17 protein-coding genes are annotated in these 15245 nt (G+C 68.9%); 8 read left to right on the top strand and 9 right to left on the bottom strand.

From position 1 onward, the window contains the following. Window positions 1-53 precede the first annotated feature (53 nt). Genes AC3WLF_RS16200 through AC3WLF_RS16210 form a run of 3 tightly spaced genes read left to right on the top strand, consistent with a single transcriptional unit; the run spans window position 54 to window position 2526 of the window. Window positions 54-935: a biotin--[acetyl-CoA-carboxylase] ligase gene (locus AC3WLF_RS16200; protein WP_492357221.1), complete on the top strand. Its 882-nt coding sequence runs from the start codon at window positions 54-56 to the stop codon at window positions 933-935. Next, on the top strand, window positions 932-1774 hold the full coding sequence (locus AC3WLF_RS16205) for a type III pantothenate kinase (RefSeq protein WP_492358498.1): 843 nt from the start codon (window positions 932-934) through the stop codon (window positions 1772-1774). The genes AC3WLF_RS16200 and AC3WLF_RS16205 overlap by 4 nt, the downstream gene beginning before the upstream one ends. A 41-nt stretch (window positions 1775-1815) precedes the next feature. Further along, the gene (locus AC3WLF_RS16210) at window positions 1816-2526 is read left to right on the top strand and encodes an SPOR domain-containing protein (RefSeq protein WP_492358499.1); all 711 of its coding nucleotides are present in this window, start codon (window positions 1816-1818) and stop codon (window positions 2524-2526) included. 15 nt (window positions 2527-2541) lie between these two features. On the opposite strand, the gene rfaE2 is transcribed toward AC3WLF_RS16210, so the two are convergent. The 8 genes from rfaE2 to AC3WLF_RS16250 form a co-directional block, all read right to left on the bottom strand. Next, a complete protein-coding gene (gene rfaE2, locus AC3WLF_RS16215) occupies window positions 2542-3036 on the bottom strand; it encodes a D-glycero-beta-D-manno-heptose 1-phosphate adenylyltransferase (protein ID WP_010811504.1) in 495 nt (164 codons plus the stop codon). 102 nt (window positions 3037-3138) lie between these two features. Beyond that, the gene (locus AC3WLF_RS16220) at window positions 3139-3384 is read right to left on the bottom strand and encodes a hypothetical protein (protein WP_492320778.1); all 246 of its coding nucleotides are present in this window, start codon (window positions 3382-3384) and stop codon (window positions 3139-3141) included. A 404-nt stretch (window positions 3385-3788) separates the two neighbouring features. Further along, on the bottom strand, window positions 3789-4652 hold the full coding sequence (locus tag AC3WLF_RS16225; RefSeq protein ID WP_340525810.1) for a ferritin family protein: 864 nt from the start codon (window positions 4650-4652) through the stop codon (window positions 3789-3791). 200 nt (window positions 4653-4852) lie between these two features. Then, window positions 4853-6118, bottom strand: coding sequence for a patatin-like phospholipase family protein (locus AC3WLF_RS16230; protein WP_492320777.1), 1266 nt, complete (start codon window positions 6116-6118; stop codon window positions 4853-4855). 36 nt (window positions 6119-6154) lie between these two features. Beyond that, window positions 6155-6946 (bottom strand): polyhydroxybutyrate granule multifunctional regulator PhaM, encoded by a 792-nt coding sequence (phaM, locus tag AC3WLF_RS16235; RefSeq protein ID WP_492320776.1) that lies wholly within the window; start codon window positions 6944-6946, stop codon window positions 6155-6157. 74 nt (window positions 6947-7020) lie between these two features. Beyond that, window positions 7021-7854, bottom strand: a complete 834-nt coding sequence (locus tag AC3WLF_RS16240; protein ID WP_492320775.1) for an enoyl-CoA hydratase/isomerase family protein — start codon at window positions 7852-7854, stop codon at window positions 7021-7023. A gap of 118 nt (window positions 7855-7972) precedes the next feature. Beyond that, window positions 7973-8953, bottom strand: coding sequence for a fumarylacetoacetate hydrolase family protein (locus tag AC3WLF_RS16245; RefSeq protein WP_492358500.1), 981 nt, complete (start codon window positions 8951-8953; stop codon window positions 7973-7975). Window positions 8954-9035: 82 nt separating this feature from the next. After that, window positions 9036-10034 carry a Bug family tripartite tricarboxylate transporter substrate binding protein gene (locus AC3WLF_RS16250; protein ID WP_492320773.1) on the bottom strand — a complete coding sequence of 333 codons (999 nt, stop codon included), beginning with the start codon at window positions 10032-10034 and terminating at the stop codon, window positions 9036-9038. A 179-nt stretch (window positions 10035-10213) separates the two neighbouring features. Here AC3WLF_RS16250 and AC3WLF_RS16255 point away from each other — a divergent pair, with 179 nt between their 5' ends. From AC3WLF_RS16255 to AC3WLF_RS16270, 4 genes are all read left to right on the top strand, one after another. Beyond that, entirely contained in the window at window positions 10214-11047 is an 834-nt protein-coding gene (locus AC3WLF_RS16255) for an IclR family transcriptional regulator (protein ID WP_492320772.1), read from the top strand. Then, window positions 11007-12098 carry a DUF3108 domain-containing protein gene (locus tag AC3WLF_RS16260; protein WP_492320771.1) on the top strand — a complete coding sequence of 364 codons (1092 nt, stop codon included), beginning with the start codon at window positions 11007-11009 and terminating at the stop codon, window positions 12096-12098. The genes AC3WLF_RS16255 and AC3WLF_RS16260 overlap by 41 nt, the downstream gene beginning before the upstream one ends. 51 nt (window positions 12099-12149) lie before the next feature. Further along, window positions 12150-12992: a 3-oxoadipate enol-lactonase gene (gene pcaD, locus AC3WLF_RS16265; protein ID WP_492320770.1), complete on the top strand. Its 843-nt coding sequence runs from the start codon at window positions 12150-12152 to the stop codon at window positions 12990-12992. 225 nt (window positions 12993-13217) lie between these two features. Then, a complete protein-coding gene (locus tag AC3WLF_RS16270; RefSeq protein WP_010812891.1) occupies window positions 13218-13475 on the top strand; it encodes a BTH_I0359 family protein in 258 nt (85 codons plus the stop codon). Between the two features lie 72 nt (window positions 13476-13547). Here AC3WLF_RS16270 and AC3WLF_RS16275 read toward each other — a convergent pair whose 3' ends face one another. Next, window positions 13548-13940, bottom strand: coding sequence for a rhodanese-like domain-containing protein (locus AC3WLF_RS16275; RefSeq protein ID WP_010812890.1), 393 nt, complete (start codon window positions 13938-13940; stop codon window positions 13548-13550). 231 nt (window positions 13941-14171) lie between these two features. On the opposite strand from AC3WLF_RS16275, the gene AC3WLF_RS16280 reads away from it, so the two are divergent. Then, window positions 14172-15233, top strand: a complete 1062-nt coding sequence (locus tag AC3WLF_RS16280; protein ID WP_316152324.1) for a homocysteine S-methyltransferase family protein — start codon at window positions 14172-14174, stop codon at window positions 15231-15233. The last annotated feature ends 12 nt before the right edge of the window (window positions 15234-15245 follow it).

A 15245-nucleotide genomic window follows, 5' to 3' on the forward strand; every position in this document is an offset into this window, starting at 1 on the left:
CGTCCCCGCCTGTGTTTTCTACGATCGCCATCGATCCCAACCCTTTGCCGCGCATGTCCGCCGTTCCTCCGACTCCATCCGACCCTTCCGCCCCATCCGGCGCCAACTGGCGCATCGATGCCGGCGCGCTGCGCGGCATGCTGTCGCCCGCGCTGAGCGACTGGACGCTGGAGCTGGTGGAGCAAACCGGCTCCACCAATGCCGACCTGACCGCGGCCTGCCGCCAGGCGCCGTGGACCGACGCCGCCAGGCTGCGCCTGGCTTACCGCCAGACCGCCGGGCGCGGGCGCCAGGGCCGGCCGTGGCAGGGGCAGGCAGGCATGACCTTCTCGGTGGCACTGCCGCTGGCGCTGGCGCCGGCGCAACTGAGCGGCCTGAGCCTGGCCGTGGGCCTGGCGCTGGCCGAGGCCCTGGGCGATGTCGATGCGCGACTCGGCGCACGGATCGGGCTGAAATGGCCCAACGACCTCCAGATCGATGGCCGCAAGCTGGCCGGCATCCTGATCGAGTCGGTGCCCGCCGGGCCGCAGCGGGTCTGGGCTGTGATCGGCATCGGCCTGAACCTGGTGCGCGACGCGCAGATGGAGGCGGCGCTGGGCCGCGAGCTGGCTGGCGTGGCCGAGGCCATGCCCGGCTTCGACGCGCAGCGCGATGCCCCGCGCCTGCTGGCCGCGCTGCTGGAACGGCTGGCGGCCATGCGCACCGCGTTCCTGGCGCACGGTTTCGGGCCGATGGCGCGGCGCTGGTCCGCGGCCGATGCCTACCGCGACCAGCCGGTGCGGCTGCTGCACGAGGGCAAGGTGATCGCCGAAGGCATGGCGCGCGGCGTCGACGAGGCTGGCCACCTGCTGCTGGAAACGCCGGCGGGGCTCGAGCGCATCGCCAGCGGCGAGCTGTCGCTGCGGCCCGCGCCGGGGCAGGGAGACAGCGCATGAGCGCGCCGCGTCTGCTGATCGATATCGGCAATACCCGCCTCAAGTGGGCCTGGTGCGAAGCCGGTGCGGCGCTGCCCGCCACCGGCGCGCTGCCCACGCCGTGGCAGCATGGCGGCGCGGTTACCCATGCCGACGCCGGCGCACTGCAGGCGCTGGCCGCTGACCTGCGCGCGCTGCGTGGCAGCGGGCCGATGCCGTCGGTGTGGATCAGCAACGTCGCCGGGCCGGTGATCGCGGCCGCCGTGGATGCCGCGCTGGCCGACGCCTTCGGGTCCTGTGCGCCGGTGCAATGGGTGCGCAGCGCCGCCGCGCACGGCAACCTGGCCAACGGCTACCGCGAGCCCACGCAACTGGGCGTGGATCGCTGGGTCGGCGCCATCGGCGCGCACCGCTGGCTGCCGCACGACACGCTGCTAGTGGTGACCGCGGGCACGGCCACCACGCTGGATATCGTCACGGCCGCGGCGGATGGCAGCGCGCGCTTCGAGGGCGGCCTGATCCTGCCCGGGCTGGCGCTGATGCTGGGCACGCTGGCACGCAACACCGCGCAGCTGCCGGCGCTGGACGTGGACGATGCCGGCACCGTGGCCGGCGCGCACCTGCGCTGGGCCGACAATACGCACGACGCCATTGCCGCGGGCTGCCTGGCCGCGCAGGCCGGCGCCATCGAACGCACCTGGCGCGCGCTGGGCGAGCGCGGGCCGGCGCGTCGTGCCGTGCGCTGCCTGCTGTCCGGCGGTGCCCGCGGCGCGCTGGCAGGCGCGCTCGCCGTGCCGTTCGAGATGCACGATAATCTGGTGCTGCTCGGCCTGCACGCGATGGCATCGTCCGGCGACTAGCCGCAGCGCAACTTCCCACACGCCTCAATCCGCCCCGACCCATGACCGCCCCAGGCCAGCCCGCCCGGCCACGCTCGCCGCGCATCGTCCCGCTGTTGCTGCTGCTCGCCAATGCCGTGCTGCTGGGAGCGGTGCTGGGGGTGTTCGGCGCGAACCCGCTGGCCGGCTGGTTTGAATCCCCGCGTGAACCGCAGCGGCTGCAGCAGCAAGTTCGTGGGGAGCGGATGCGGGTGCAGGCGCCGGCGTCGGCGGCGGGTGCCGCACCGCGCAGCGCGCTGCCGTCGGCCACGCTGGCGGCAGCCTGCATCGAGATCGGTGGCTTCAGCGCCCAGGCGGCGCGCCGCGCCACTGAAGACCTGGCCGCCGCCGCGCTGCGCGTGGAAGCGTTCGCGCGGCAGGAACAGGTGCGCTGGTGGGTCCATCTGCCCGCGCAGCCCACGCGCGAGCATGCCGAGCGCAAGCTGGCCGAACTGCGCCGGCGTAATGTGACCGAGTACTCGCTCGTGACCGCCGGCACGCCCGAGACCGCCACCTATACGGTGTCGCTGGGACTCTTCCGCGAGCGCGAGCGTGCCGAGCAGTATCTCGATACCCTGCGCGGCCACGGCGTGCGTACCGCCATGCTGACCGAGGCCGCGCGGCCGCTCACGCGGCAGTGGCTGCGCGTGCGCGATGCCGACCACGCGGCGCGTGCCCGGCTCGAGGCCATGCGCCAGCGCTACGGCGCCGAGGACGTGCTGGCCTGCTCCTGAGCGCCCTGGGCTGCCTTAGCTGCCCTGGCGCACCCTGGTCAGCAGCTTGGTGGTCGAGCGGTCGTGCAGGAAGGGGATGGCGTAGGCCTGGCCGCCCCAGCTGCGCACCAGCCGGGTTTCTTCCAGCGTGTCGATATCGTAGTCGCCGCCCTTGACGTAGATGTCGGGGCGCACCAGGCGGATCAGCTCCACCGGGGTCTGCTCGCGGAACATCGCCACCAGGTCGACCGATTCCAGCGCGGCCAGCAGCGCCATGCGGTCCGATTCATGGTTCAGCGGGCGGTCGTCGCCCTTGCCCAGCATCTTTACGGAAGCATCGCTGTTGACGCCGACCACCAGGCTTGCGCCCAGTGCGCGCGCCTGTGCCAGGTAGGTGGCATGGCCGCGGTGCAGGATGTCGAAGACGCCATTGGTGAACACCAGCGGGCGCGGCAAGGCGGCGATGCGCGCGGCCAGCGCGGCGGGGGTGTCGGGCAGGGTCAGCTTGGATTCGAAAGCGGGTACGGACATGGGGTCGGCATCGGAAAGTGGAGGCCGGCCCCTGGTCGGAGCCGGCGTGCTTGCCCGAGATGGTACCCCTTCTTGGGGTCCCCGCCGGCGGCGGGGTCCTGGTTACCCCGTCACGCACAGCCTCATGGCCGCGTCGTTGGCGACATCCCTGGCTGCCGGATCGGAGACCGGCCGGGCCTGCTGCACCGGCGCGGTGGCAATGCCGCGCAAGGTGCCCTGCAGCGCCTGCCGCACGGCGTCGATATGCGCGGCCTGCGCGTTGCCGCCCCAAGTGCCGCGATGCCACCGGGTAAATGGCGCTGCGGAGAATTGCCAGCTGCGGCTGGCGCTAATTCCGATGCGAGGCATTACACCGCGAATTAAATGAATTCGTAATGCTGGATTTACATCGAATTGATGGCCAGGGTAATTGAAGCGTGATTTAAATATTCTATTTCCGGATATAAATCTATTCGATAAGCGGGCGCCAGGGATGGGTTTGCCGCCGCCGCGCGAGAGCGCGGCAGTGCGCGGGACGGGAATGGAGCAATGTAGTAACCGGCTACTACCTGCGTGGCAGCTGGCTCGTTTATCTTGCCAGGCGCTTGAATTTCCAGGACAAGGAAATCAGCATTGCGGAATACCCGCCACAGCCGGACCAGGTCCGGTGCGCCGCGGCGGGTCGCATTTGTCGGGAATGCGTCAAGGCAAAAGAAGGGAAAAGAAAAGCCCCGCTTCGGCGGGGCTTTTTTTCGTGCCGTCGGACTGGCCGCTCAGGCTTGCGCCGGCTGGGCTCCGCCCGTGCCTTGCAGGCTGGCGTTCAGTTCCTTGCGGTAGCGGTTCAGGTCCTGCACGGTTTCGAAGGTGCGTTCGAACAGCAGCGACATGTTGTGCAGGATCCGTTCGATGACCTTCTTCTCCCAGCCTTCGTCAAAGCGGATCTGCTCGTCCAGCCAGTGCTCGAGCCAGTCCGGGTCCGGCAGGCGCGACTGCACCGTGTCGTTGGGGAACAGCGCCTTGTTGACGTGCAGGTTGGTCGGATGCAGCGGCTTCTCGGTGCGGCGGGCCGAGGCCATCAGCACGCCGATCTTGGCAAAGGCGGCGCGCGCGCTGTCGCCGAACTGCGCCAGGTACTTCTTCATGTAGCGCAGGTAGGCGCCGCCATGGCGGGCTTCATCCTGCGACAGGGTGCGGTAGATATGCTTGATCACCGGTTCCGTGTGCCATTCGGCGGCGCGGCGGTACCAGTGGTTCAGGCGGATCTCGCCGCAGAAATGCAGCATCAGGGTTTCCAGCGGCGGAGCCGGGTCGAACTCGAAGCGCACCGCGTGCAGTTCTTCCTCGGTCGGCACCAGGTCCGGGCGGAAGCGGCGCAGGTACTCCATCAGCACCAGCGAGTGCTTCTGTTCCTCGAAGAACCAGATGCTCATGAACGCCGAAAAATCAGAATCGTGGCGGTTGTCGCGCAGGAACATCTCGGTCGCGGGCAAGGCGGACCATTCCGTGATCGCGTTCATGCGAATGGTCTTGGCCTGGTCGTCCGTCAGCATGCTGGCGTCAAAGGAGTCCCAGGGGATGTCCTTGTCCATGTGCCAGCGGACGGCTTCCAACGATTTGAACAGTTCGGGGTAGAGCATGGTAAGCCTTTGAAATTACGGGCAGATTCTACCAGATGCGAATTATTCTCTTCTCCTTTTTTAGTCCGGATCGGGGCAAATGCAACGCTTTTTGACGCGGTTTGGCGCAGCGGGCTGCATATTGCGGGCGATCAGCGGAGCGCCGAGGGGCCAATGTGCCAGCCGCGGCGCCTGGCAGGACCCCATGTGCGGGCGGGTGCTCAGGGCGAAAGCGCGCGTTCGTCCACCGGCAGCGCGGCCGGTGGCGTGCCCGGGACGACACCGAACAGGAACGCCGCCAGTTCGTCCGCCTGGGCCTCGGCATCGCGCTCGCCCAGTGCCATCAGGGCCTGGGTGAAGGCGGGTTCGAACAGCAGGTAGCTGGCGAAGGCGGCGCCGCGCGCCTCGGTGCCGCCCAGTGGCGCCAGCAGCGCGCGCACCGTGCGCGGCAGCTGCTTCTGGTGCTCGGCGGCAATGGCTTCGATCGGCTCGCTGGGGGAGATCGTCATCACCTGCACCGGGCGCCAGCCCTCGCGGTCGCCGGCCAGCTCCGGCATGCGCGCCAGCAGGCGGTTGATATGCAGCAGCCGTTCCAGGTCGGCGTTGAGCCCGTCCAGGAAGATGCTGGCCAGCGCCTGTCCGCCCACCTGCGCCAGCGACGGGTAGCCGCCGGCCGGCATGGTGTCGTACCAGCCCGAGCGCTGGCGCGAGGCTGCGCCGATCGCCAGCACGCGCGACGCGCCCAAGTGGATCGCCGGCGACAGCGGCGACATCTGCCGCATGGTGCCGTCGCCGAACCACTCATGGTGGCCGTCCAGCTCCAGCGGCATCGCCGGGAACAGGAACGGGATCGAAGCGGATGCCAGCAGGTGGTCCACCGTGATCTGCGCCGGGATCGCAATGCGCTGGCTGCGGTGCCACGGATGGATGCGGTGGTGCGACTGGTAGAAGGTCACGTGGCGCCCGGTGCTGTAGGACAGCGCGGTGACCGCGAAGGCCTGCAGCGCACCGCTGTCCAGGCTGGCCTGCACGCGCTCGGGCTCGAACAGCTCGCCCAGCATGCTGCCCAGCGGGGTGTTGTCGAACAGGGCGCGGGGCGCGCGCCGCTGCGTGGCCCAGCCCAGCGCCAGCGTCGACAGCCAGCGCGCACCCGACATGCCCACGCGCAGCACGTCGGTGCGGTAGACGTCGTCGGCATGGATGCTGTGCCACAGCGCCGCCAGGCTCTGCGTGGCGGCCTGGAAGTCCCCCGCCTGGATCGCCAGCCCGGCGCCGTTGATCGCCCCTGCCGAGGTTCCGGCGATGATGCCGAAGGGCATCGCGCCATGGCCCTTGCCGTGCCGCGCGGCAATGCGCGCCAGCCCGCTCAGCACGCCAGCCTGGTAGGCGGCGCGCGCGCCGCCGCCCATCATGATCAGCGCGGTGGCGGCGGGGTTGGGTCCGGATTGCAGCGCGCGGTGGGGGGGCGGGAAGGACTCGCGGTGCATTGCGTTGGTGTGGACGATTTGTCGGGTATCTGGCGGTCAGGCTGCGCTGCTGCCGTTGGCGCCGTTGCTGCCCCCGTTCTTGCCATTGTCATCGCCGTTGCCCGCGTCCTTGGCCGGCTTTGCCTTGGCCGCCTTCTTGGCCGGCGCCTTCTTTACCGGCGCTTTCCTGGCGGCAGGCTTGCCCGTGCCGGCGGAGGCGGCCTTGCCAGGCGCGTCCGTCTTCGGCTTTGCAGCCGCCGCTTGCGCTGCGGCGTCGGGGCCGGCTGCGGCGCCGAAGCCGCCCACGCCGCCCATGCCGAACGGGGCGATGCTGGCCGCGGCGGCGCTGCTGGCGATCTGGTTGAACTGCTGTTGCAGCAGGTCCCACCACAGTGCGGCATTGGGCGGCAAGGTGGAATCGGTGTCGCTTGCCGCAGCTTGCGGGTGCTCGGCGGCAGGCGGCTCCGGTTGCGCACCGCTGCCGGCATCCGCGCCGGCGGCGCGCTCCGGCGCAGCGGCGCTGGGCGTGTTGGCCGCGCGCGCGACGTTTTCCATGGCGGACTGCATGGCCTCGGGCGACAGCGCGTTGCCGAAGGTCTGCAGCGCCACCAGCGTGGCGCGCTGCACTTCCAGGCCCTGGATGGTGGTGCGCAGCAGGTTGGTGTTCAGTTGCAGCCAGCTCTCCACGGCCTTCAGGTCGGCAATGCGCTTGTCGAGGTCGTCGAGGTCCATCGGCGGCGTCATTGCCTGCAGGCCGGGCATCATGCCGGCGGGCATGCCGCTGCCGCTGCCCCACAGCCGGCGCATGAAGTCGAAGCCGTTGGTGAAATCGGGAATCTGTCCGAACATGGTCGAGCGCTCCGTGTGCGGCGCAGCCCCGGGATTGGCCAGGAGGGCCCGTCGGGCCGGCGGCTGCGTCGTCGTTACCTGAACTGTGGCGGCCGCTTCTGGCGCAGGCTCGCCACGCCTTCGTGCACGTCGGGGCCGGCAAAGCCCATGAATTCAAGCGCCAGCGAGGTATCGAAGGCGGGGCCGGCCATGCGCAGCCAGTTGTTGAGGGCGTACTTGGTCCAGCGGATCGCGGTCTGCGACCCGGCCGCCAGCCGGTTGGCCACCTCGAACGCGCGCGCCACCAGTTCGTCCTCTTCCACCGCCAGCGAGACCAGGCCGATCCGCTCGGCTTCCTCGCCGCTGACCGACTCGCACAGCATCAGATAGTACTTGGCCTTGGCCATTCCGCACAGCAGCGGCCACACGATCGCGGCATGGTCACCCGCGGCCACGCCCAGCCGGGTATGGCCGTCGACGATGCGCGCGCTCCTGGCCGCGATCGAGATATCGGCCAGCAGGCCCGCCACCAGCCCGGCGCCGACAGCGGGACCGTGCATGGCGGAGACCACCGGCTTGTCGCAGTTGATGACGTTGTAGACCAGGTCGCGCGCCTCGTGCCAGACGCGGGTGCGGGTCTCGAAGTCGTTGGCCATGTCCTCCACCAGCGCCAGGTCGCCGCCGGCGGAGAAGCCCTTGCCCTCGCCGCGGATCAGCGCCACGCGCACCTCGGGGTCGGCGGATACGTCGCGCCAGATCTCGGCCAGCTCGCGGTGCATGCTGGCGTCCGCCGTGGCCAGCTTCTGGTTGGCCGACTGGGCCGCGCCCATGATGATTTCGAGGATGGGGCCGTGGCGGCGCAGCGTCAGTGCGCGATAGCGCTCGTAGCGGGGGGAGAGGGGGGTGGAGTCAGCGGTGGGGGTAGTCATTGGGGCCTGAGAGGAAGGGGTTAGCGGCGCGCCGCATGCATCGTTATTTGCCAACCGATCGGTCGGTTAATTATATGCACATCCGGCTCGCCACCGCACCCCGCGGCCCCAACGTGCGTCAGGCCGCTGCCACCAACTGGTCGATCGCGCCGAATACCGAATGGCCCTGTGCGTCGAACATCTCGATCTTGACCGCGTCGCCGAACTTCATGAACTCGGTCGCGGGCTCGCCCTCATCGATGGTTTCCAGCATGCGCTTCTCGGCAATGCAGCAGTAGCCCTTCTTGCGGTCGACGTTGGAGATCGTGCCCGAGCCCACGATGCTGCCGGCGCGCACATTGCGCGTCTTGCAGATATGCGCGATCAGCTGGCCGAAGTCGAACACCATGTCGGTGCCGCAGTCGGGCTGGCCCACCTTCTTGCTGTTCCAGTGCACGGTCATCGGCAGGTGCACCTTGCGCTCGCGCCAGGCCTCGCCGAGTTCGTCGGGGGTCACCGCCACCGGCGAGAACGCCGTGGCCGGCTTGCTCTGGAAGAAGCCGAAGCCCTTGCCCAGCTCGGCCGGAATCAGGTTGCGCAGCGAGACATCGTTGGCCAGCATCACCAGCCGGATGGCTTCGCCGGCCTGCTCGGGCGTGGCGCCCATCCTCACGTCGCCGGTGATCACGGCCACCTCGGCCTCGAAGTCGATGCCAAACGCCTCGCTGGCGCAGACGATATCGTCCTGCGGCCCGACGAAGTCGTCCGAGCCCCCCTGGTACATCAGCGGGTCGGTCCAGAACTCGGGCGGCATTTCGGCGCCGCGCGCCTTGCGCACCAGTTCAACGTGGTTGACGTAGGCCGAGCCGTCGGCCCACTGGTAGGCGCGCGGCAGCGGCGCCATGCAGTCCCTGGGGACGAACGCGAAGGGGTGGCGTGCGCGGCCGGCGTTGAGCGCGTCGCACAGGTCCTGCAGCTGGGGCGCGTAGAAATTCCAGTCGTCCAGCACGGTCTGCAGCTTGCCGGCGATGTCGGTGGCGTAGTGGGCTTGCTTCAGGTCGCGCGACACGACCACCAGCTGGCCGTCGCGCGAACCGTCCTTCAGGGTTGCGAGTTTCATGGGTGCGATGGGGTAGGGATCAGGGGCGCCTGCATCGCAGGCGCGGCGGCCGCTAGTCTACCGTGGCGCGCCCGCGCGCCAGTCAGTCGACGGTGATGCCCTTGGCCTTGATCAGCTTGCCCCAGCGCTCGCCCTCGGCGCGCGCGTAGCTGGCGAATTCCTCGGGCGTGCTGTAGACCGCCTCCACGCCCACGCCTTCCAGCTTCTTCTGCACCTCGGGCGTCTTCAGCGCCTTGACCAGTTCGGCGTTCAGGCGCGTGACCACGGCCTTGGGCGTGCCGGCCGGCGCCACCATGCCTTGCCAGGCGTAAGCCTCGAAGCCGGCCACGCCGCCCTCGGCCACGGTCGGCACGCTGGGCAGCACGGCAAGGCGCTTGGGCGTGGCCACGCCGAGCGCGCGCAGCTTGCCCGCCTGCACATTCTGCTGGCCCGAGGCCAGGTCCAGGAACATCAGGTCGACCTGGCCCGCGAGCAGGTCCTGCACCGCCGGCGCCGCGCCCTTGTAGGGCACGTGCGTCATCTTGACCCGGGTCTGGTCCATGAACAGTTCCATTGCCAGGTGGTGCGGGCTGCCCGCGCCAGGCGAGCCGAAATTGACCTTGCCCGGGTTCTTCTGCGCGTACTCGACCACTTCCTTGAGCGTGCGCGCCGGGAAATTGGGATTGGCCACCAGCACCAGCGGGAAGCGCGCAAGCTGGCCGATGTAGACGAAGTCCTTGTCCGGGTTGTACGGCAGCTTCTTGTACAGCGACGGATTGGCGGCCAGCGTGGCGGTGTCGGCGGTGAGCACGGTGTAGCCGTCGGGCTTGGCATGCGCCACGGCGTCGGCGCCGACGATCGTCGCCGCGCCCGGGCGGTTGTCGATCACCACCTGCTTGCCCAGCCCCGGGGTAATGGCCTGGGCCACGGTGCGCGCCACCACGTCGGTGCCGCCGCCAGCGGGATAGGGCACGACCCAGCGGATCGGCTGCGACGGCCAGTCATCGGCGCGCGCGGGGGCGCTGCCGGTGAACAGGGCGGCAAACAGGGTACCGGCCGTCAATGCGGCGAGGGCGGGGCGGAAGTGGCCAAGGGGGCGCATCGGTTGTCTCCGTGTTAAAAAGGGCCCGGTTCGGGCGGGCTTGCACGAGAGGCATGCCGCCGGCCAGGTCTGTTGCGAAGAAAGTCTACCGATGGCTTAAAAATTGGTAAATCGATTTCGCTATAGTAAATTTACCTACGAATTTCCCCGGCCCCTGGGGATAGCCAACCATCCGCCGCATGTCAGAGATCGAAGAAGAAGACACCAAGCTGCGTTCCGGCATCCAGTCCATCGAGGTGGGCTTCAGGCTGCTGCAGGCGCTGGCGGTGTCGCCGCGCGCGATGATGCTGCGCGACCTGGCAGCCGCCGCCGACATGAACCCGGCCAAGGCCCATCGCTATCTGGTCAGCTTCATGCGGCTGGGCGCGGTGGCGCAGGACCCCGTCAGCGGGCGCTATGACCTGGGCCCGTTCGCGCTGCAGCTGGGCCTGGCCGGGCTGAACCGCCTCGATCCGGTCAAGAAGGCGCGCCCGATCCTGTCGCAGCTGCGCGACGAACTGGACCTGACCGCCGGCATTGCCGTGTGGGGCAACCACGGTCCCACCGTGGTGCACTGGGAGGAATCCAGCCATCCCGTCACCGTCAGCCTGCGCCTGGGCGATGTGATGCCGATGCTGAACTCCGCCACCGGGCGCCTGTATGGCGCCTACCTGCCGCGCAAGCAGACCCTGCCGCTGATCGAACGCGAGCTGGGCGCTCGCGGCAATGACGGCTTGCCCGACATGCCGCGCTCGCTGGCCGAATACGACGCGATCTGCGCCGAGGTGCGCGCGCATGGCGCGGCGCGTACGCTCGGCGGCGTGCTGCCGGGTATCAATGCGTTCTCGATGCCGGTGTTCAACGCCAACGGCCACCTGGCCATGGGGCTGATCGTGCTGGGCGCGCAGAGCATATTCGATGCAGAATGGGGCGGTACGATGGATCGTCGCATCCGCGACATCGCCCAACAGCTCTCATCGGAACTTGGCTACCTTGGTGCAGCCACCCCGGCCGGAGAAACCGGCCAATCCTGATCCCCTCGCCCGGCCCGGCGCGGATCCCCGCGTCTGGCGCCGGCGGCGCTGGATCATCGTGATCGCCCTGGTGCTGCTGGTCCACGTGCTGGCCGTGGTGGGCTTCGTGCGCATGCCGGGGCCGCTGATCCCGGTGGATGTCAGCAACACGCCCACGCTGGAAGCGGTGCTGCTGCCGCCGCCCAGGCCGCCAGCCCCACCCGCGCCGCGGCCGGTGCCGCGCCCGCGCCTGCAGCCCAGGGCGGCCGCGCCGGCCCCGGAACCCGCGCCGCAGGAAGCCCCCGCTCCCCCGCTCGCCACCAGCCCGCAGGGCGCGACCGAAATGGCCTCGGGCAGCGGCGGCGAGGGCAGCGCGGCCAAGCCTGCCGCCGCAGCCGCGCCGTCCGGCGGGCCGCAGGGCGGCGTCGATGGCGTGCGCTACGACCCGCCGCCGTCGGCGACGATGCACTACGCCAGCTTCGTCAACGGCGTGCAGAACCCCGACGGCCTGATCCGCTGGGAGCAGGACGGCAGCCGCTACCGTCTGGCGGTCGAAACCCGCGTGTTGTGGTTCCGCTTTGCCTTCCAGAGCGGCGGCGCGATGGCGGTGCAGGGGCTGTTGCCGGAACGCTACGAAGAGCGCCGCCGCAACAAGACCGAGACCTCGCGATTCGATGCCGCGGCCGGTACCGCGGTGTTTGCCTCGGGCACGCAGGCGCCGTTCCCGCCCGGCGCGCAGGACCGCTTCAGCGTATTCCTGCAACTGGTGGGGTTGGTGCGCGGCAATCCCCAGCGATATGCCACCCCCGGAGTGACGGAAGCATTCCTTGTGGCCGACACGCGGGATGTGGAACCCATGCAAGTGCAGTATGTTGGAGAGGACGAGATCGACACCGGCAACGGCGTGATACGCGCAAAGCACTTTGTGAGGCTGCAGCGCCGTGCCAATGACAGGCGCCGCGTCGAGCTGTGGCTGGCGCAGTCGCTCGGCTGGATGCCGGTGCGCCTGCGCCAGACCGAGCCCGACGGCACCCAGATCGACCTGGTGTACCGCGGCAGGGAAGGGCAGTAGGACCGCGGCGCGCGCCTCCCGACGCACCATCTAACCGAAAGGAGCCCAGCCATGACCGTTGCCACGCCACCCGCCGAAACCCACCGCATCCACGCCGAAGGCGCCGACCTGCACGTGCGCGTGGACGGGGCGGACGGGCCCTGGGTGATCCTGGTCCACGCCCTGGCTGCCGACCACACGCTGTGGGACGCCACCGCGCAGCACCTGGCGGGCCGCTATCGCGTGGTGCGCCCTGACATGCGCGGCCACGGCGCCAGCGACGCCCCGCTCGGGCCCTATACCATGACGCGGCTGGCCGACGACGTGGTCGCGGTGATGGACGCGCTGCAGATCTCCCAGGCGCATTTCTGCGGGATTTCCGTCGGCGGCATGATCGGGCAGACCATGGGGCTGCGCCATCCCGAACGGCTGTTGTCGCTGGCGCTGGTGGCCACCAACAGCCAGACCCCGATGGAGGCGCACCCGATGTGGCACAACCGCATCGGCCAGGCCGAGGCCCATGGCATGGCCGGCATGGCCGATGCCACCCTCGGGCGCTGGCTGACGCCGGCCTTCCATGAGGCGCATCGCGACCAGGTGTCGCGCATTCGCGACAGTCTGGTGGCCACGCCGGTACGTGGATACGTGGGTGTGGCCGAGGCAATCATGGCTTTTGACCTTGCCGGCGCGCTTTCCCGCATTCATTGTCCTACGCTGGTAGTAGCGGGCGAGCAGGACCAGGGCGCAACCGTGGCGATGGCACAGAGCATCGCCGCGGCGATTCCCGGAGCCAGGCTCGAGGTCGTGCCGCAAGCGGCGCACCTGGTGCACGTGGAGCAGCCCGAGCGCTTCCACGCCGCGCTGGACGCCTTTCTTGGGAATGCCGCATGCGGGGGGCAGTGCGACGTTCCGTGACAAGCAACACACTGATGTGGAAGGCTCAAGAAACTTGTTGCATTGGCCGATGCCCAATCCATGTAAGGCAGAAAATCGTGGCAACGAGGTGACCCGCACCAATAACTTGATTTCCCGCTGGTCACCCCAAGTTTGGAGGTAAAGCCGCGGCGCCCCCTCAAGGCATCAACTGAGGCAAGAACCACAAGGGCATGCCGCCCATCCATGACGCCCAGGAGGTGTGCCATGCAAATGATCTACAACAGCGACAACTACTGCATCGTGGAATTCGGTGCGGATGTCGATCAGGCGCCGCTTGAGTTTGGTGGCTACGAAATCGTCGACAAGAATCTGAAGCGCGAAATCTTCCTCGGCGGCCACCTGGCCGAGAGCTTCCGCGCCGACGTCAAACGCCTGATTGAAAGCGAGCCATCCGTGGAGGAAGTCGACGATTTTCTCGGCAAGTTCGACAACGTCATGATGCACCCGCTGGTGATGCACTGAGCGGCTTTGCCTGGAACGATCACCGCCCGCTTCGGCGGGCTTTTTTGTTGGTGGCGGGCGCTGCGGCCGCGCTCAGTACTGTTCCCACGGCAGCCCGTCATGGCGCCAGCCGTTGACCGTATTGCGGTGGCGCTGCGCATCGAGGTCGCCCTCGAAGCCGTGCAGCACGAACTGGACGTTGGAGAAGCCCGCGCCCTCCAGTGCCCGCGCCGCCGCCGACGAGCGGTTACCGCTGCGGCAGATCAGCAGCACCGGCCGCGCCGATGCCTGGCCCGCCAGTTTCTTCACCATCTGCACGAAATGCGGGTTGACCTCCCAGTCCGGGCCATCGTTCCAGGGTACGTTGTGCGCGCCCTTGGGATGGCCGACGAACAGGTATTCCATCTCGCTGCGGCAGTCGATAAAGAGCGTCTCGGGCGATTGCGCCAGCAGGTCCTGGGCGTCGGCGGGGGAGAGATGTTGCATGGCGGGCAAGGAAGGGGGCAGCGCGAGGCGCGCCCTGGGGCGGTGACGGTTACGTCTCTCAGTGTAGGCGCCAGCGGGCCGGACAGGCAACCGCGGGCCACCGCGGGCAGCCGCAAGGCCTTGATACACCTGATAAAATCGTCCCTCTTTGGCCAGCATAGGCCACAGCAGCGGCCCGGCGCCGATCCAGCCATGGATACGCCGCAGGCCCGCCTTTCCAGAGTCCCCGCCATGAGTGCCCCTGAATCCACCGCGGCCGCGCCGCGCCCCTACACCCGGGCTGCCGAGTTGCCCCGGCTGCTGCAAGAACGCATCCTGATCCTGGATGGCGCCATGGGCACCATGATCCAGCGCTACAAGCTGACCGAGGCGGACTACCGCGGCGCGCGCTTCGCGGAACACAAGGTGGACGTCAAGGGCAACAACGAGCTGCTGCTGCTGACGCGCCCGCAGGTCATCAGCGAGATCCATGAGCAGTACCTGGCCGCCGGCGCCGACCTGATCGAGACCAACACCTTCGGTGCCACCGGCGTGGCGCAGGAAGACTACAAGATGGCGGACCTGGCGTACGAGATGAACGTCGAGGCCGCGCGCCTGGCGCGCGCCGCCTGCGACAAGTACAGCACGCCGGAGAAGCCGCGCTTTGTCGCCGGCGCCTTCGGCCCGACGCCCAAGACCGCCAGCATCTCGCCCGACGTGAACGACCCGGGCGCGCGCAACGTGACCTTCGAAGAGCTGCGCGATTCCTACTACGAACAGGGCAAGGGCCTGCTGGAAGGCGGCGCCGACGTGTTCCTGGTCGAGACCATCTTCGACACGCTCAATGCCAAGGCGGCGCTGTTCGCCATCGACCAGCTGTTCGAGGACACCGGCGAACGCCTGCCGGTGATGATCTCCGGCACCGTGACCGATGCCTCGGGCCGGATCCTGTCGGGCCAGACCGTGGAAGCGTTCTGGAACAGCCTGCGCCACGCCCGGCCGATCACGATCGGTCTGAACTGCGCGCTTGGCGCGACGCTGATGCGCCCCTATATCGCCGAACTGGCCAAGGTGTGCGATGCCGCGGTGTCGTGCTACCCGAACGCGGGTTTGCCGAACCCGATGAGCGACACCGGCTTCGACGAAACGCCGGAAGTCACTTCGTCGCTAGTGGAAGAATTCGCCGCTTCCGGCCTGGTGAACCTGGTGGGCGGCTGCTGCGGCACCACCCCCGAGCATATCGCCGCCATCGCCGAGCGCGTGGCCGACAAGAAACCCCGCACCTGGCCCGGCCAGTACCGCGACGCCGCCTGAGCCGGAGCCTGA

The organism is Cupriavidus sp. FW306-01-F10A, assembly GCF_058782785.1.